At 44.2% G+C, this 17,483-nt stretch carries 16 protein-coding genes; 14 read left to right on the top strand and 2 right to left on the bottom strand.

The annotated features are described in order from the left end of the window. The first annotated feature begins 29 nt into the window (after positions 1-29). Together A37S_RS24355 and A37S_RS0110420 are read left to right on the top strand one after the other, a co-directional pair. On the top strand, positions 30-1,244 hold the full coding sequence (locus A37S_RS24355; protein ID WP_051293001.1) for a PAS domain-containing sensor histidine kinase: 1,215 nt from the start codon (positions 30-32) through the stop codon (positions 1,242-1,244). Between the two features lie 36 nt (positions 1,245-1,280). After that, positions 1,281-2,327 carry a response regulator gene (locus A37S_RS0110420; protein WP_028296930.1) on the top strand — a complete coding sequence of 349 codons (1,047 nt, stop codon included), beginning with the start codon at positions 1,281-1,283 and terminating at the stop codon, positions 2,325-2,327. 312 nt (positions 2,328-2,639) lie between these two features. On the opposite strand, the gene A37S_RS0110425 is transcribed toward A37S_RS0110420, so the two are convergent. After that, positions 2,640-3,002, bottom strand: a complete 363-nt coding sequence (locus A37S_RS0110425; protein WP_245586355.1) for a GIY-YIG nuclease family protein — start codon at positions 3,000-3,002, stop codon at positions 2,640-2,642. Positions 3,003-3,275: 273 nt separating this feature from the next. Between A37S_RS0110425 and hemN the strand changes: the two genes are divergently transcribed. The 11 genes from hemN to A37S_RS0110480 all read left to right on the top strand — a co-directional run bounded on the left by hemN (position 3,276) and on the right by A37S_RS0110480 (position 14,416). Next, positions 3,276-4,640, top strand: coding sequence for an oxygen-independent coproporphyrinogen III oxidase (gene hemN / locus A37S_RS0110430; RefSeq protein ID WP_028296932.1), 1,365 nt, complete (start codon positions 3,276-3,278; stop codon positions 4,638-4,640). A gap of 18 nt (positions 4,641-4,658) precedes the next feature. Continuing rightward, positions 4,659-7,067, top strand: coding sequence for a heavy metal translocating P-type ATPase (locus tag A37S_RS0110435; protein WP_028296933.1), 2,409 nt, complete (start codon positions 4,659-4,661; stop codon positions 7,065-7,067). A 51-nt stretch (positions 7,068-7,118) separates the two neighbouring features. Further along, a complete protein-coding gene (gene ccoS / locus A37S_RS26635; protein ID WP_084163856.1) occupies positions 7,119-7,358 on the top strand; it encodes a cbb3-type cytochrome oxidase assembly protein CcoS in 240 nt (79 codons plus the stop codon). Between the two features lie 80 nt (positions 7,359-7,438). After that, complete coding sequence (gene ccoN, locus A37S_RS0110445; protein ID WP_028296934.1) at positions 7,439-9,577, top strand: cytochrome-c oxidase, cbb3-type subunit I; 2,139 nt, start codon at positions 7,439-7,441, stop codon at positions 9,575-9,577. Between the two features lie 73 nt (positions 9,578-9,650). Then, entirely contained in the window at positions 9,651-9,818 is a 168-nt protein-coding gene (locus tag A37S_RS27475) for a hypothetical protein (RefSeq protein ID WP_169719473.1), read from the top strand. Positions 9,819-9,838: 20 nt separating this feature from the next. Then, complete coding sequence (locus tag A37S_RS24365) at positions 9,839-10,750, top strand: cbb3-type cytochrome c oxidase N-terminal domain-containing protein (protein WP_051293002.1); 912 nt, start codon at positions 9,839-9,841, stop codon at positions 10,748-10,750. A gap of 253 nt (positions 10,751-11,003) precedes the next feature. Next, positions 11,004-12,386 carry a cytochrome c oxidase accessory protein CcoG gene (gene ccoG, locus A37S_RS0110460; RefSeq protein WP_028296935.1) on the top strand — a complete coding sequence of 461 codons (1,383 nt, stop codon included), beginning with the start codon at positions 11,004-11,006 and terminating at the stop codon, positions 12,384-12,386. Positions 12,387-12,391: 5 nt separating this feature from the next. Continuing rightward, the gene (locus A37S_RS0110465; RefSeq protein WP_028296936.1) at positions 12,392-12,817 is read left to right on the top strand and encodes a FixH family protein; all 426 of its coding nucleotides are present in this window, start codon (positions 12,392-12,394) and stop codon (positions 12,815-12,817) included. A 112-nt stretch (positions 12,818-12,929) separates the two neighbouring features. Further along, positions 12,930-13,625 carry a sulfite exporter TauE/SafE family protein gene (locus A37S_RS0110470; RefSeq protein ID WP_028296937.1) on the top strand — a complete coding sequence of 232 codons (696 nt, stop codon included), beginning with the start codon at positions 12,930-12,932 and terminating at the stop codon, positions 13,623-13,625. Between the two features lie 156 nt (positions 13,626-13,781). Continuing rightward, on the top strand, positions 13,782-14,018 hold the full coding sequence (locus tag A37S_RS0110475; RefSeq protein WP_028296938.1) for a type II toxin-antitoxin system Phd/YefM family antitoxin: 237 nt from the start codon (positions 13,782-13,784) through the stop codon (positions 14,016-14,018). Next, on the top strand, positions 14,015-14,416 hold the full coding sequence (locus A37S_RS0110480; RefSeq protein ID WP_028296939.1) for a type II toxin-antitoxin system VapC family toxin: 402 nt from the start codon (positions 14,015-14,017) through the stop codon (positions 14,414-14,416). Before A37S_RS0110475 ends, A37S_RS0110480 begins: the two co-directional genes overlap by 4 nt. Positions 14,417-14,448: 32 nt before the next feature. Here the strand turns inward: A37S_RS0110480 and A37S_RS27090 are convergent, their stop codons facing one another. Then, positions 14,449-14,655, bottom strand: a complete 207-nt coding sequence (locus A37S_RS27090) for a hypothetical protein (protein ID WP_157278560.1) — start codon at positions 14,653-14,655, stop codon at positions 14,449-14,451. 346 nt (positions 14,656-15,001) lie between these two features. Here A37S_RS27090 and A37S_RS0110485 point away from each other — a divergent pair, with 346 nt between their 5' ends. Then, on the top strand, positions 15,002-17,413 hold the full coding sequence (locus A37S_RS0110485) for an ABC transporter permease (protein WP_028296940.1): 2,412 nt from the start codon (positions 15,002-15,004) through the stop codon (positions 17,411-17,413). Positions 17,414-17,483: the final 70 nt, after the last annotated feature.

Genomic DNA, 17,483 nt, shown 5'->3' on the forward strand with positions numbered 1-17,483 from the left:
TTTTTGTTAGGTTTGTGGGATACCAAGCCATGGAAACAGAAAGATTACTGCAGGCAATTATCCATAATGCCATAGATGGCATTATCACCATTGACGAGAGGGGGCATATTGAATCCATGAATCCTGCTGCGCTCAGAGTTTTTGGTTACGAAGCGGAAGAGCTTACGGGGAAAAATATATCGTGCCTGATGCCCGAACCAGACCATAGCAGGCACGATCAATATTTGGAAAACTACCTGCGGACCGGTGAAAAACACATCATCGGTGTGGGCCGTGAAGTAAGGGGAAAAAAGAAGGATGGCAATACGTTCCCTTTCAGGCTTGCTGTAAGTGAGGTAAAGATGAACGACAGGCGCATCTTTACGGGGTTTATCCACGACCTCAGCAAACAAAAGGAAGCCGAGGAAAAACTCATGCAGTACACTTCCCAGCTAGAACAAATAGTGAGAGAGCGTACCAAAGATCTCATCCGAATGATCTCCAAACTGGAAGAAGCCAAAGAAGATGTAAGCCAAGCACTGGAAAAGGAGAAAGACCTCAATCAATTAAAATCGCGTTTTGTGTCCATGGCCTCACACGAGTTTCGCACTCCTTTGAGCTCCGTCCAACTTTCGGCATCGCTTATAGAAAAGTACGCAGAAAAACCTGATTATCCTTCGGTATTGAAACATACCAACAAAATCAAAAATTCCGTGCAACTCCTCACCAGCATTTTGAATGATTTTCTTTCTCTTGAAAAGCTGGAAGTTGGCAAGATGACGATCAAAAAAGAACAGGTAGACCTTTTGGATCTTGGCCAGCAAATCGTGGAGGAGATGCAGCTCATTTCAAAAAAGAACCAACAAATTATCTACAAGCACAGTGGTGAGCATCACAATTTTGAGCTGGACCCATATCTTGTCAAAAACTGCATCATCAATTTGATATCCAACGCAATTAAGTATTCGGGAGAAGATACAACCATATTATTCTGTACAGAAGTCACTGACAGCGAATGCTTCATTACAGTCAAGGACAATGGCATTGGCATCCCTCTGGAGGAACAGAAAAACCTATTCGAACCTTTTTTCAGAGCAAACAATACCGGAAGCATCCCCGGTACTGGCCTTGGCTTGAATATCGTAAAACGCTATGTAGAGCTCATGGGAGGCCAAGTAGATTTGGTGAGCGAAGAGCATAAAGGAACCACCATAGAGGTCAGGATCAGAAAGGGAGACGAAAAAACGGAAGATATTGGTGAATAAACTAACTGCTAAAGAAAACAAACAGCTTTAAACCAAATGAACGATACTAAGAAAAAAATTTTAGTTATTGAAGACAACGATGACATCAGGGATAGTACGGAGGAAATTCTTCTGCTTGCAGGTTACGATGTCATAACGGCAAGTGAAGGGAAAACCGGAGTGGATTTGGCGCTGAAAGAATACCCAGACTTAATTTTGTGCGATATCATGATGCCTATCCTTGACGGCTATGGCGTATTGTTCATGCTAGGCAAATACAATGAAACAGCCCACATTCCGTTCATTTTCCTAACTGCCAAATCCGAGCGTGCGGATATGAGAAAGGCAATGGAAATGGGAGCCGATGACTACCTCACTAAGCCTTTTGATGACATGGAATTACTTAATGCCGTAGAGGCTAGGTTCAAAAAGAGTGAAGGACAACGTTTCTCCAAATCCGTATTGAATGAACATGAGCAATTTGCTCTTTTGGAAAAGCTGAATATGCAAGGCAGAAAGAGAAAATATGCAAAAAAACAAATTGTCTACCAAGAAGGCGATACCCCGCTCTATATCTACCAAGTTATCAAAGGCAAAGTGAGAAGTTTTCTCTATTATGGTGATGGCAGGGAACTTTCCACCAATATACACAAAGCGGGCGACTACCTAGGCTACGAGGCACTCTTTGCCAACGAAGCCCATAGAGACAATGCCGAAACAATTGAAGAATGCGAGATAAACCTGATCAATAAAGAGTACTTCTATGAAATGCTTTATCAAAATCCGTCCATAGCCCGACGATTTGCCAATCTGCTATCGGAAAACATCAGAAACAAAGAAGAACAGATGCTGCGTTTGGCCTACCATTCCGTCAGGAAAAGAGTGGCAGACACTTTGGTAATTATTGCCAGAAAATTTGCTGAGGAGGATGCAGATCAAGTCGTATTGCGCATTTCGAGGGAAGATCTCGCAGCCATGGCCGGCACTGCACAGGAAACCATCAGCCGCACCTTGGCCGATTTCAAACAAGAAAAATTGCTCAGCAAAGAGGGCAATGCCATTCGTATTCATTCTATAGATAAGCTTAGTAAGATAAAGCAGTAAAGGATATCCTCGCAATGACACTGGCACGACCGTCACTGCGGGGAACGAAGCAGTCTCACACAAACGGATCGTCATTGCAAATGAGATTGCGTCACTCCCGGCACCATCCACACCCCTTCCGTTCGCAATGACACCGGCACGACCGTCACTGCGAGGAACGAACCAGTCTCACACAAACGGATCGTCATTGCAAATGAGATTGCGTCACTCTCGGCACCATCCACACCCCTTCCGTTCGCAATGACACCGGCACCATCGTCACTGCGAGGAACGAAGCAGTCTCACACAAACGGATCGTCATTGCAAACGGGACTACCACTCAACAATCTCATCCCATAAATCGTTCCAATCGGGATTTAATCCTTCAATAAGTCTGAGCTTCTGCTTTCTATTACCACCTTTTATACGTTTCTCTTCCGCAATAGCCTCTTGAATAGTAGAAAAAAACCTGTAATACACCAATTTGTAGACATTATACCTTGCAGAGAAACTGTTTGGGAATTCCTTATCCCTATGCTTCTTTATTCTTGACAACAAATCGGAAGTAACTCCAGTGTACAAAACCCTATGGCTTTTGTTGGTGATGATATAAACAATTCCACCTCTTTTCATTTTTTCTAATTCATCTAATTCATTCTTTACAATATATCCAACTATAATAAGTGATTCATTCACATACACGCTACTCCTCGATTCGCAATGACACCGGCACGACCGTCACTGCGAGGAACGAAGCAGTCTCACACAGACGGATCGTCATTGCAAATGAGATTGCTTCACTCTCGGCACCATCCAACCCTACCTTTCGCAATGACACAAGCTAATATAAAGAAACAACAATCCCAATGCATCATCCTTCCCTAATAATGACCAACATCATTTTCTGCGCTGACAACTAACATGACCTAATATCCTACCCATAGCTAATTTTGTAGCAACTTTTAGCTTATGGATACGAGTCAATTGATCAGAAAATATAATGTCGCGGCACCACGATACACTAGCTACCCCACCGTTCCCTTTTGGGATCAGCAATCGTGGTCTCCCAAGCAATGGATAGAACTAGTAGAAGAAGTTCAGAAAGAAAACAGCAAAAAGGAAATAAGTATTTATATACACCTTCCCTTCTGTGAGAGCCTATGCACCTATTGTGGTTGCAACACCAGAATAACAAAAAACCATGGGGTAGAAAAGCCCTATATCGATACCCTACTGAAGGAATGGAATTTGTACAAGCAACACTTAGGCGAAGATATCGTCTTGAGCGATGTACACCTTGGTGGCGGCACGCCTACCTTTTTCAATCCAGAAAACCTGGCTTTTCTTATTAAAGGTATCACGAACGGCTGCACTATATCTGAAAACGCCGAGTTTTCATTTGAGGCACACCCAGCCAATACTACAAAAGAACATCTCACCATCCTTTACAACCTTGGCTTTAGGAGGTTAAGCTTGGGCATACAAGATTTCGACCCCAAAGTTCAGGAAGTCATCAATCGCAAGCAATCACCCGCAGACGTCATCCGCGTGATGCATCAGGCTAGACGCCTAGGTTTTACCTCTATCAATTTTGATTTGATCTACGGATTGCCGTTGCAGAGCCTTTTCAACATCCAAGACACCATCAATATGGCATTGGCCATGAACCCCGACCGGATTTCATTTTACAGCTATGCTCATGTGCCTTGGGTGAAGCCAGGTCAAAGAAAGTTTACGGAGCTGGACCTACCTGACAACGAGGAAAAGCTACGCCTATATGAAACCGGGAAAAAATTAATTCAAGAAGCAGGGTACATAGATATCGGCATGGATCATTTTGGCCTACCAAAAGATGGACTGAGCGTGGCAGCAAAAAGAGGCAGGCTGCATCGCAACTTTATGGGCTATACCGATAGGCATGCGCCGCTGCTCATTGGCCTCGGCGTATCTTCCATCAGCGATGCATGGAGAGGATTCGCTCAGAATGTAAAAAAAGTAGAAGAGTACATCGATCTTGTGAACAAGGGAGAAATCCCCGTTTTCAAGGGTCATATACTCACCGAAGAAGACTTATTTATTCGTCAACACATACTAAACATTATGTGCAAGGGAAATACAGTCCTGAACAAAAAAGGGAAGCACTACGAGGCTATCTTAAAACGGCTGGAGCCGCTCGTGATGGATGGCTTAGTATCGGTAAATCATGATCATCTGATGGTGACCTCTTTAGGAAAGTCCTTTTTAAGAAATATCTGCATGGCCTTTGACGAAAGACTGGTTCATCAATTGGAAAACAACCAATCTGAATCTCCCATCTTTAGTAAATCTGTATAACCTAGATTAGCCTAACTCATGGAAAAAGAAAAACTATTAGAGAAAAAAGACATCGTATGTTTCCACTGTGGAGAGGAAGCACTCAACACGAACTATACCGTAGATCAACACCTTTTTTGCTGCGTAGGTTGTCAAAGTGTCTATCTCTTGCTGAACCAATACAAGCTCAGCAATTATTACAAATATAATACCCATCCAGGCAAGACAAACAGCGCAAACGACACGAATCTCGACTACCTGGAAGAGCCCAAAATAGAGCAGCAACTCATAGATTTCAAAAACGATGAAATCACCATTATTACTTTCTACGTTCCCAATATGCACTGCAGCTCTTGCATATGGCTTTTGGAAAACCTGTACAAGATAAACAACTCCATTGTTTCTTCGAGAACAGACTTTATGAAGAAACAGGTAAGCATCACCTACAAGCATGGCGGTATCACGTTAAAGGCTTTAGTAGAGTTGCTTATCTCCATTGGCTATGAGCCGACCATCAGTTTGCAAGATGTAGTAAAGGAGAAGAAAAAAAATCACGACAGCAGGCTCATCAGACAAATTGCTTTGGCAGGCTTTTGTTTTGGCAACAGCATGATGATCAGCTTTCCGGAATATTTCGGCATGGCCAGTTTCGAGCGCCAGTATTCTTCGCTTTTTGGCTACATCAATTTGGGGCTCGCCATACCATCGCTGCTATACTGTGGCAGGGATTACTTTACCTCGGCATGGCACAGCCTAAGGCAAAAACGGCTCAATTTGGATGTGCCCCTAGCACTTGGCATATTCATCCTTTTCCTTAGGTCGGCCATAGACATTATCGGTGGGCACGGTATCGGCTTTTCCGATACGCTTTGTGGATTGATATTTTTCCTGCTCATCGGCAAATGGGTACAGCAACGGACATACTATCACCTATCATTCGAACGCGATTACCGCTCCTATTTCCCAATAGCCATCACCAAAATTGAAAATGGAAAGCATCAATCCGTTCCCTTAGCCGACATACAGGTAGGCAATCGCTTGTTGATACGGAATAATGAGGTCATCCCTGCCGACTCCATTTTATTGCAAGGTGAAGCTTCCATTGACTTTAGCTTTGTCACGGGTGAATCGCAACCAGTTAGCAAAACACTGGGGGAAATCGTCTATGCGGGCGGAAAACAAATGGGACAAGCCATAGAAGTAGAGGTGGTCAAGTCGGTCTCACAAAGTTACCTCACACGGCTGTGGAATGACGAACAATACCAAAATGAGCAGAATCAGTTCGAAAGCTTCAGCAATATGGTGAGCCGTTACTTCACGCCGGTATTGCTCACCATAGCCATAGCTGCAACTTCCTATTGGATGTACGCAGGTGACGCGACGAAGGCATGGTCTGCCTTCACCGCCGTATTGATCATTGCCTGCCCTTGTGCGCTGGCCCTAAGCTCGCCTTTCACGCTCTCTGCGGCCTTGAGCATATTTGACAAGAATAAGTTCTACTTAAAAAACACATTGACCGTAGAAAAACTGGCCACCATTTCACAGATTATCTTTGATAAAACAGGTACTATAACCTCGCCAAAAGCGGTAGATATCGTATTTGAAGGTCATTTGACCGATCTCGAAAAAATCATGGTTGCCAATACCTGCCAAAACTCCTCACACCCCTTGAGCAGGGAAATCCATAAATCGTTGGCTTCATATGACAGTGATATGGTGCAGCCTTTGCATTATGAAGAGGTAATAGGCTCGGGCATCAAAGCGACATACGGAATACATCAAATAGCTATAGGCAGTCGCTCGCTTATCGCCAAAGAGACTGGCAGCGCCATGCCTCAACAAACAGGTAGCGTTTTCGTCAGCATAGATGGGGTATACAAGGGGTGTTTCTTGCTCAATCAGCAATGGAGGAAGGAGCTAAACGATGTCATTGGCTCATTAAAAAGCAAATACGATCTGCACATGCTATCTGGTGACGGCGATCAACTCAAAAATGTATTGTCCCTTATATTTCCCAATGCCCAACAACTGCATTTTCAGCAGTCGCCACAGGACAAGCTACGGTATATCCAAGTACAGCAGTCCAAAGGTCAACGGGTATGCATGCTAGGAGATGGACTCAATGACGCCGCAGCCTTGAAACAGGCCAATGTAGGCATCGCCATTAGCGATGACATCAACAATTTTTCGCCAGGCTGCGATGCTATTTTGGATGGCAGCTCGTTCGGTAAACTGCCAAGGTTTTTGTCGTTCAGCAAAGACACCATCAAGGTCATCCATAGCAGTTTCGTTATTTCCATGTGTTATAACGTCGTCGGTCTTTCATTTGCCGTACAAGGCACAATGTCCCCGTTATTTGCCGCTATCTTGATGCCCCTTAGTACGGTTACCATCATCAGTTTCACCAGTTTGGCCACACATTTTTTTGCAAAGAGAAACAAGCTATAGTATGGGTGAATGGCCATTCGCCCATACAAACAATCAACAACGAACAAAACCATGAGTGCCATATATTTTCTGATAGCCTGCAGTATCATCGTAGCGGTGATTTTCTTGGCAGCATTTTTCTGGGCCAACAAAAGTGGCCAATATGAAGATACGTACACGCCATCTGTCCGTATTTTATTTGACCAGGACAACCTGGAATCTAACGATGACACCGAAGAAACGACGGCTTCGAAAAACTCTGAAAACAAGCCTCATCCAGTTGTCAATGCCAAAGATCAAATAAGTGATTAAAGTCATTTAATAGCAAAATAAATGTCATACCATAGTCAGCTAGGCCAACTTACTTTTACCACCATAAACAAACTAATACAATGCAGCTAGAAAAGTTCAATTACGACAACAAAATCGTCCGCAATTTTGGTATCGCCACCATCGTGTGGGGGATTGTGGGCATGACGGTCGGTCTCTTGGTTGCCGTCCAATTGATATGGCCCTTTATGAATCTAGACAACCAGTACACCACTTTCGGACGGGTAAGGCCATTGCATACCAATGCCGTAATCTTTGCCTTTGTGGGCAACGCCATCTTTATGGGGGTCTATTATGCCCTGCAAAGGCTGCTGAAGGCCCGGATGTTCAGTGACGTGCTGAGTTATATCCACTTTTGGGGCTGGCAACTCATCATCGTGGCGGCCGCCATTACGCTCCCATTAGGTATCACTACCTCGCATGAATATGCCGAGCTGGAATGGCCGATAGATATCGCCATCACCTTGATATGGGTGGTCTTTGGCATCAACATGTTTGGCACCATTATCAAGAGAAGGGAAAGGCACATGTACGTGGCCATCTGGTTTTGGATAGCTACCTTCGTGACCGTTGCTGTGCTGCACATCGTCAATTCTTTTGAATTGCCCATTTCCGCATGGAAGAGCTATTACCTCTATGCCGGTGTGCAAGATGCGTTGGTACAATGGTGGTACGGCCACAATGCGGTTGCATTTTTCCTTACCACTCCTTTCTTGGGATTGATGTACTATTACCTGCCCAAGATGGCCAACAGGCCAATCTATTCATACAAACTGAGTATACTGCACTTTTGGTCACTCATATTTATCTACATATGGGCAGGCCCTCACCACTTGCTCTATACAGCGTTGCCAGGATGGGCCCAATCACTGGGAGTAGTATTTTCCATCATGCTTATTGCACCAAGCTGGGGAGGTATGATCAACGGTTTGCTTACCCTTAGGGGTGCTTGGGACAAGGTGAGGACAGAGCCTATCCTGAAATTCATGGTCGTATCGCTCACTTGCTACGGTATGGCTACTTTCGAAGGCCCAATGCTTTCCCTGAAACAGGTAAATGCCATTGCGCACTTTACCGACTGGATAGTCGCTCACGTACACGTAGGTGCCTTAGGTTTCAATGGCTTCATGGTATTCGCGGTGCTTTATTGGCTCATCCCAAGAATATATAAAACCGAGATATACTCCAAAAAATGGGTTTCCGCCCACTTCTGGATAGGCACCTTAGGTATCCTGTTCTATGCCATCCCTATGTACTGGGCTGCCGTAGTACAAGGATTGATGTGGAAGGAGTTCACTCCAGAAGGAGTGCTTAAATACCCCAATTTCTTGGAGACCACTTTACAAATAATTCCCATGCACATGATGCGTGCTATAGGTGGAGCCCTTTATTTGGCAGGCGTGATCTTAATGACCGTCAACCTGGCCAAAACCATGCTGAGAAGCAAGTTGGTAGCCAATGAGCCTGCTGAAGCACCCGCATTGGAACCCATCACCAAAAACGAGCCAACGCTACACCGTCGCTTGGAGCGCAAGCCCATCCTATTTTTGGTATTGGCACTTATTGCTATCCTCATAGGTGGCATGGTGGAGATGATGCCTACGTTCATGATATCTTCCAATGTACCTACCATCAGTAGCGTAAAACCTTACTCTCCCCTCGAACTACAGGGCAGGGACTTATACATCAGAGAGGGTTGTGTCAATTGCCACTCGCAGATGATCAGGCCATTCCGATCGGAAACTGTTCGCTACGGCGAGTTTAGCAAGGCCGGTGAGTTCGTCTACGATCACCCATTCCTTTGGGGATCCAAACGTACTGGTCCGGATCTGCACCGTGTAGGAAAGAAATATCCCAATAAGTGGCACTACGATCACTTGCTGGATCCTACTATCACCTCACCGGGTAGCATCATGCCAGCATATCCTTGGCTCATAGAGCAGGAACTGGATATCAGTACCACGCCAACCAAGATCAATGCCATGCGTACCTTAGGTGTTCCCTACCCTGCAGGCTATGAAGATAAGGCCAACGACGATTTGCTTAAACAGGCAAATGAAATAGCCGAAGATCTCAAAGCCAATCAAGTAGAGGTGCTTCCAACCAGTGAAATAGTGGCCATCACCGCTTACCTGCAACGGCTGGGAACGGATATAAAGGTGAAGGCAGAGGACACTCAGGAAGTGGCAAAAAAAGATTGAGAATTGGAGTCATACTTTATAAGTTGTAAATCATGTCTAGGTACTAAGTACTTAGTACTAAATACGAAGAAAGATGTTTAAGCAAATCACTACATTGAATGGAGACGAATGGTACCTCATCGCTTCTCTATGGATATTTCTCCTATTCTTTATCATGGTAGCTATCCTATTGGTAAAGATGAGCAAGGATTATGTAGAATACATGAAAAATAGGCCTTTCAGCGAAGAAGAGGACAAGTAGAACGAAAATAACTAAACAATATGAACAGGATATTGATAGATGCCGCCATCGCTGCCGACTCAAGCAGCAGTTTCTGGAGCGATGGTAATATAAACAGCAAAATATTGCTATTGGCACTTATATTGGTCATGAGCATCGTGCTCATTGCCGTGCTGGTAGTGCTACGAGCCTTTAGGGTGGTACTACAGGTTACCCTACCAGAAGTAGTGGAGGAAGAAAAGAAACAAAAAGTCTTGAAAAAGGAATTGAGCAAGACCAAAAGAAAGGCTTTTTGGAACAAATTGATGGGACTACGGCCCATTGAAGAAGAAAAAGACCAAATCATGGACCATGCTTATGACGGCATCGAAGAGTTGGACAACCCAACACCTGCCTGGTTCATGGGCCTATTTTACGGCACCATCTTATTTGGCGTGGTCTACCTCTCCGTTTACCATGTATTTGGTATCGGGGCGTCACAGGATCAAGAATATGCGCATGAAATGGCGGTTGCAGAAAAAGAGCGTCAGCTATTCCTGGCCAGCCAAGCAAACAATGTGGATGAAAACAACGTGGAACAAGACAAAAGTCCTGAAACCATCGCTGCGGGAGCAGCCGCTTTTCAAACCAACTGTGCGGTTTGCCACGGCGATAAGGGACAAGGCGGCATTGGCCCTAACCTGACAGACGACTATTGGCTACATGGTGGCGATGTGAAAGCCATTTTCAAGACCATCAAATATGGTGTACCAGACAAAGGAATGGTGCCATGGCAATCACAACTTAGCCCACTGCAAATAGCTCAAGTGTCTAACTTTATCCTGTCCTTGAGAGGCACAAAACCTCCCGGCGCAAAAGAGCCACAAGGCGAATTGGTGATGCCGGAAACGAACTCACCGGAAGAACCGGCAGATGAAGCCACTATAAAGGAAGCAGAAGAAAAAGCTATTTAGGGGCTGAAGGTGTAAGGTAAAAGGCGTAAGGAACCTTAGGCCTTATCCTTACAACGGGTGCACGACAAATTTCTGCTTACAGTCGGCCGTCACTGCGAAACGGAACGGCGAAGCAGTCTGACGAACAAAAAAGCAGATTGCTTCTTCATTACATTCATCGCAATGACGCTTTTTTTGTTCAAATGGGATTTTTGTCGTGTACCCCCTTAAAACTTTAATGATGTCTAACTACTAAGTACTAAATACGAACAAGATGAGCACACTGACCTACCATTTGAAAGACAAAAGGAAATGGGTCTACGCGAAAAAACCAAAAGGCACGCTATATAACTATAGGCAGGTAGTAGGCTATCTCCTACTTGCCTTTTTCTTTATCGCACCATTTATCAAAATCGGTGGAGAACCGCTGCTGATGATCAATATTATTGAGCGGAAATTTTCCATTTTCGGCAACGTATTTACTCCACAGGATTTTCACATCTTCGTGTTTGGTATGCTCATTGCCATGGTATGCATCGTTTTGTTCACCGTGGTCTATGGCCGGATATGGTGTGGGTGGACTTGTCCGCAAACCATTTTCATGGAACTCGTTTTCCGCAAGATAGAATACGCTATCGAAGGTGATGCGGCCAAACAACGTAAAGCCGATGATGCGGACATAGCCTCTTCCGTAAGTTATAGGAAGGTGCTGAAACATGCTATCTTCTTTCTCATTTCATTCATCATCGCCAATACCTTCTTAGCCTACATTATAGGCTATGAAAAACTCTTTGCCATTATCATCGATCCCATAGGGCAGCACTGGGCTGGACTGGCTTCCATCATTCTGTTTACTTTCGTCTTTTACCTTGTATATGCTTATGTACGCGAGATCGTATGCACGGCTATCTGTCCGTACGGTCGCTTACAAGGGGTAATGATAGACAATCAAACTACCAATGTTGCATACAACTACAAAAGAGGCGAGCCACGCACTAAGCATCAGAAAAAAATAAGTGCAGGAGCTTGTGGCGACTGCATAGACTGCAAGCTCTGTGTGCAGGTTTGCCCTACGGGAATAGACATTCGCAATGGCATCCAGATGGAGTGCATCAACTGCACGGCCTGCATTGATGCGTGCGATGCCGTCATGGAAAAGCTCCATAAGCCGAAGCGGCTCATAGGTTTCTACACATTGGATGAAATAGAGGGGAAAGCATCCAAGAAAAAAAACACACGTGCCGTCGCCTATTCCATCGTATTGGTTCTACTTATGGGCGTATTTACGTATATGTTGTTCAGCCGCTCCATAATAAATGGTACTTTACTGCGTGCCAAAGGCACCAGCTATATCATGCGCGACGATGGCACGGTGGCGAACCTGTACAATCTCAATCTCACCAATAAGACTAACGAAACGCTCCCATTCGAACTGAAAGTAGCTGATGATGCTTATAGCCTACTGAACGTAGGCCATATAAACGAAATCAAACCGGGCGAAGATGTCCAACTGAGTTTTTTCTTGATACAGCCCAAGGAAAAGGTAGCACAATATAAATCGAAAACGGCCGTGGAGGTGATTTCAAACGAAAAGGTAGTTGAAACCTTGAAAACCACCTTTATCGCTCCGGTAAGCATAAACAACAAAAAGCAATAGCAGGTATGAACTGGGGAACAAGCATAGTAATAGGAATGGCCATTGCCATGACAGCCATAGTAAGTGCGGGCATCTACATGGTAAGCCATGACACGGATAGTTTGGAAGAGAGCGACTATTACGAAAATGGTCTAAATTATGATCAAGATTATAACCAAAAGGAACAAGCCGTACAGGCACATGCCGTACCTGTGGTCAGTCTATTGAACGATAGCCTCAAGATACGTTTCCAATCGGCAGGCAATAAAGGACAGGTTTTCCTTAAGCGTCCTTCCGATAAGAGTATGGATATGACGCTTCCTTTTGACATCACGAAAAACGAATATCAGATTCCTTTGGGCGCACTGAAAAATGGTGCATGGCATATACGCATCAATTGGAAAAACAACAAAAAGGACTATCTCTTCGAAGAAGAATTGTATGTGCCTTAGTTTTAGATGAGAGATATGAGACTAAAGTAGTGCATACCTTCAATAGCTTTAGTCTTTTGCTTTAAGCCCAAGATGTCTTGATACTTATGTCTTGATACTTTTATACTAAAAAATGAACATCATCTATCTGGCTTTCTTTATGGGGTTATTCAGCAGCATACATTGCGTGGTGATGTGTGGCCCCATTATGCTGGCCTTGCCACAGGCGGGAAATAGGTTTATGCGGCTCATTAGTACCACTGGCCTTTATCAGTTGGGCAGAATCTGTACCTACACCCTACTAGGATTTCTATTGGCAGGTATTGGCACTGCGCTTTTCACCCAGGGCTGGCAAAATTACGTCTCCGTCGTCACAGGAGGTATATTACTCTTGTTGGGATTATACCATATCATGGGCAGTTCAAACGCTTCCATATCCCAAAGGCAACAATCGTTTATAGCTCCTTTATTGAAGCAAATGGGCAAATGGATGGCCAGACCAGGGGGATACTTCGTGGTAGGCGCATTGAATGGGCTATTGCCATGCGGTATGATCTATATGGCGCTTGCCGTTGCGGCCAATACGCCATCGGCCCTAGATGGTGCAAAATACATGTTATTCTTTGGGTTGGGCACCCTGCCTCTGTTATTAAGTGTTTCCCTTGGAGGTCAGGCCCTAAAAGGTAAGATTCGTTTCTCTGTCAACAAATGGTTGCCCTATATTTTCTGTCTATTCGGTCTGTGGTTTATCCTTAGGGGGGCCAATCTGGATATTCCCTACCTCAGTCCCATGCTGCATCCTGAAAGCAATGGGATTATCTGTAGGTAATTGTCATTTTTATCACATTTTCGCGTTTCAATCTATATATACGAGAGGCCAGAAAGAGGTTGCCGTAGAGACTCAATAATTGCGCCCTAATGAATGTCTAACTTGACAAGTTGACAAATAAAAACTATCTTTGATGACAATGAATCTTTCATGGTTATGAAAACAATGACAGTAGGTGAGTTTAAAACTCATTTCTCAGAAGTGCTAGAGCAAGTAAAGGCGGGTGCCGAAATAGCTGTTACATACGGAAAAGCTAAGGAGGTGATAGGCTATTTTGTCCCCAAGTCAGTAAAAAGCAATACAAAGCGCAAACTCGGTTTGCTAAAGGGAAAGGCGACAGTTGAGTTCAAATCCGATTTCGAGATAACGGATGAAGAATTATTGGGCTTATGAACTATCTCCTCGACTCACATACCTTAATTTGGGCCATCGTTGATCCTCAAAAACTACCTGCCAAAATCCGTCATGTACTGGAAGATAGAAGTCAGGATATTTTCGTAAGTACGGTTAGCTTTTGGGAAATTTCATTAAAATATGCCTTAGGCAAGCTAAATTTACAGGGTATTGTCCCGGAAGAATTTCCTGAACTAGCCAAAATGACTGGATTTGAGCTCCTTTCTTTGGAACCTGAAGAATCCAGCTCTTTTCATCGTCTAGACGCAAACTGGCATCGCGATCCTTTTGACAGAATGCTCATCTGGCAAGCCTTAAAAAGAAACTTGACTTTTATAAGTAAAGACAAGGATGTCAAAAGATATCAATCCATTGGTCTTAAAGTTCTTTGGCAATAGACTTTATTCAATCGTGTTTTGCTATCGCCAGCTCAATACCGCATTACCACACTTCTGTCGGACACTTCTTCATAAATGGAATCCCTCTGACCACCCTTCTCCTGAAAGTCCTTGCCCACTGACCTACCCTCGCTGCCGGCACGTCCAGACCTCTGGAAATAATAGAAAAGCAGAGTAGATATAGCAAAACAAACTAAGTATACCTTTATCTTGGATCGAATGGGTTCACGTCGCCTCATGGATCTTATGAATGAACTTAAAAAGAATGAATTATCATAAAACACGAATGTCTATTTATGTAACAGAACGGTGATAATTGATTCAATGCTACATGCTAACGATTATTTTTTATCTCTCAATCATAACTGTCCGATAATGCACAAAAAGTGTTCGTTTTCGGACAATGGCAAAGACACTACAAAACATAAACAACTATTAATAAATAACTTACAAAAATTGAATGATTTTTGGTTATCAGCTATCAGAATTCGGCCATGGGCTTATTTTCCGACTGCCGATAGCCGAATAAATAAATTAAATAAACCAGGCAGTCATCCGAAAGCTGACTACTCATACCTGATAGCCATGATAAAAAACTACATCAAAATCGCTTGGCGCAATCTAGTTCGTCACAAGAAGACATCAACTATCAATATCCTTGGCTTAGCCATTGGGATAGCAGCATCTTTACTGCTATTTGTCATCGTACAATTTGAATGGAGCTACGATAAGTTTCAAACGAACTATCGTACTGTTTACCGGGTGGTGACCGAGGATAGGTACGAAAATGATGTCGACTACAACAAGGGCGTGGCCTTTCCTACCCCCGAAGCGTTGAAACTGGATATGCCCGAACTGAAAAGGATAGTACCCGTGTTCAATCAAAATGGCCAGGTAAATGTATTGAAAGAGGGGTCGGACAGACCCGAAAAGTTCCATGAAGACATGGTACTTTTTACCACCGATGAGTTTTTCGATTTATTTGATGCCAAGTGGCTAGCAGGGAACCCTCATTCATTGACTGCTCCAGGGAATGTAGTCCTTGACAGGACAACAGCTACCAAGTATTTCGGGAACTGGCAAAAAGCCGTCAATCAATCTATCAAATTTGCTAATGTCCTTACGCTAAAAGTTAGCGGAATCGTGGAAGATGCTCCCAAGAACAGCAATTTCCCACTAGCAATGCTCATTTCCTTCAACTCTTTGAAAGCGGAAGGATTGCCTTTCGAATATAATCCTACTAACTGGAATACCACGAGCAGTGACTTCCAGACCTATGTATTGATGGATGAACATGCCGATAGGGCGAAAATGGATCGGCAATTGGCTGCTTTTAGCAAAAAGCATTTTGAGGGCTTGGGAGTTTCTAAGAAGATCCACCATTTCCAACCGCTTGCGGAGATGCATTTTGATGAGCGGTACACGCCATTGGATGACAAACTGACCAGAAAGTCCACCTTGCAGACCTTATCCATCGTGGGAATATTCATCATCATTATGGCTTCCATCAACTTCGTCAACCTCTCCACGGCTCAGGCGGTGGGCAAAAGTAAGGAAATAGGTATACGTAAGGTTTTGGGAAGCAATCGTATGTACCTCATTTTTCAGTCCTTTGGAGAGACCTTTCTCACCGTGCTATTGGCCACATTACTGGCCATCGCCATAGCTTATGCCACTTTTCCATTTATCGACCAGATCGCCAATATCCCAAGTGAGACACATTTGCTGCAAGCAAGCTCCCTCCTTTTTCTGCTACTGACACTGCTCGTTATCACCCTACTTTCGGGTCTATACCCCGCATTGGTCATCTCTGGTTTCAAGCCTATACTCGCCCTGAAAAACAAGATGCATGTGGCACAGATAGGCGGCGTGTCCTTGCGTAGGGGATTGGTAGTGGTACAATTTGCCATTGCACAGTTATTGATGGTCGGCACCTTGGTGGCTGTCAAGCAAATGACCTATATTCGGGAGGCGGATCTCGGGTTTAACAAAGAAGCAATCTATTATGTAAACGTGCCTAGTGATGACAAGGCTAACAAGCGCATGGATGTCTTCAAGCAACGCTTGCTGCAGGTACCTGCGGTGAAGTCCGTCAGCCTCGCCACGGACGTACCTTCGTCGGACAATAAATGGTCTTCCAACTTCTATTTTGACCATAGCAATGAGGACATCCCCTTCCCTACCTTCTTGAAGTTTGCCGATGCCGATTATTTCGACAACTACCAATTACAATTCATAACTGGGCAGGGTTATCGCGAAAGTGACACCCTGCGCGATGCCATTATCAACGAAACCATGGCCAAGAAGCTCTTGCTGAAATCACCAGAAGATGCGCTAGGGAAAACCATACGTATAGGTAGCGGCCCTTGGTTGACCATCACCGGCGTGGTAAAGGATTTTGTACCGAACTCCTTAAAAGAAGAGATCAAGCCCATTATTATTTCCAGCAGGAAGGAACTGTATCAATTGGCAGGCATCAAATTGGACAAATCCGCTGGAGCAAAAACACTGGACGGCATCAAGTCCATTTATGATGATCTGTATCCTCAAGATATTTATAATGCCAATTTTCTGGACGAAAGCATTGCCAACTTCTACAAAGAGGACAACCAATTGGCCAAGGTATATAAAATATTTGCGTTATTGGCCATCGTCATTTCCTGTATAGGCCTCTACGGATTGGTTTCCTTTATGGCCGAGCAAAAAGTAAGGGAAATTGGTATACGTAAGGTATTGGGAGCATCGATAAGCAGCATCGTTTACTTGCTATCCAGGGAATTTATCTTCATGGTACTGATTGCTTTTGTTGTGGCCACGCCGATAGCTTATTACCTTATGACAGGTTGGCTGGAGAACTTCAACTATCGAATCAGCATAGGAGCAGGTCTCTTTGTCGTGGTCATTGTCATTTCCATGGCCATTGCGATGATAACCATTGGCTTTAAGGCCATAAAGGCAGCTGTGGCCAATCCGGTCGACAGTCTAAGGGATGAATGATTTTGGGCTGTCAGCCATCTGAAATCGGCCAGGGGCTTACTTTCTGACTGCCGATAACCGAAAAAATAGA

The organism is Olivibacter sitiensis DSM 17696, from assembly GCF_000427965.1.
GTDB lineage: Bacteria > Bacteroidota > Bacteroidia > Sphingobacteriales > Sphingobacteriaceae > Olivibacter > Olivibacter sitiensis.

Coding starts and splice junctions, on each gene's coding strand:
- ccoS (WP_084163856.1), top strand. CDS start 7,119: ATGAGTGCCATATATTTTCTGATAGCCTGCAGTATCATCGTAGCGGTG.
- A37S_RS24365 (WP_051293002.1), top strand. CDS start 9,839: ATGAACAGGATATTGATAGATGCCGCCATCGCTGCCGACTCAAGCAGC.
- ccoG (WP_028296935.1), top strand. CDS start 11,004: ATGAGCACACTGACCTACCATTTGAAAGACAAAAGGAAATGGGTCTAC.
- A37S_RS0110420 (WP_028296930.1), top strand. CDS start 1,281: ATGAACGATACTAAGAAAAAAATTTTAGTTATTGAAGACAACGATGAC.
- ccoN (WP_028296934.1), top strand. CDS start 7,439: ATGCAGCTAGAAAAGTTCAATTACGACAACAAAATCGTCCGCAATTTT.
- A37S_RS0110485 (WP_028296940.1), top strand. CDS start 15,002: ATGATAAAAAACTACATCAAAATCGCTTGGCGCAATCTAGTTCGTCAC.
- A37S_RS0110480 (WP_028296939.1), top strand. CDS start 14,015: ATGAACTATCTCCTCGACTCACATACCTTAATTTGGGCCATCGTTGAT.
- A37S_RS24355 (WP_051293001.1), top strand. CDS start 30: ATGGAAACAGAAAGATTACTGCAGGCAATTATCCATAATGCCATAGAT.
- A37S_RS0110475 (WP_028296938.1), top strand. CDS start 13,782: ATGAAAACAATGACAGTAGGTGAGTTTAAAACTCATTTCTCAGAAGTG.
- A37S_RS0110465 (WP_028296936.1), top strand. CDS start 12,392: ATGAACTGGGGAACAAGCATAGTAATAGGAATGGCCATTGCCATGACA.
- A37S_RS27090 (WP_157278560.1), bottom strand. CDS start 14,655: ATGAGGCGACGTGAACCCATTCGATCCAAGATAAAGGTATACTTAGTT.
- A37S_RS27475 (WP_169719473.1), top strand. CDS start 9,651: ATGTTTAAGCAAATCACTACATTGAATGGAGACGAATGGTACCTCATC.
- A37S_RS0110470 (WP_028296937.1), top strand. CDS start 12,930: ATGAACATCATCTATCTGGCTTTCTTTATGGGGTTATTCAGCAGCATA.
- A37S_RS0110435 (WP_028296933.1), top strand. CDS start 4,659: ATGGAAAAAGAAAAACTATTAGAGAAAAAAGACATCGTATGTTTCCAC.
- hemN (WP_028296932.1), top strand. CDS start 3,276: ATGGATACGAGTCAATTGATCAGAAAATATAATGTCGCGGCACCACGA.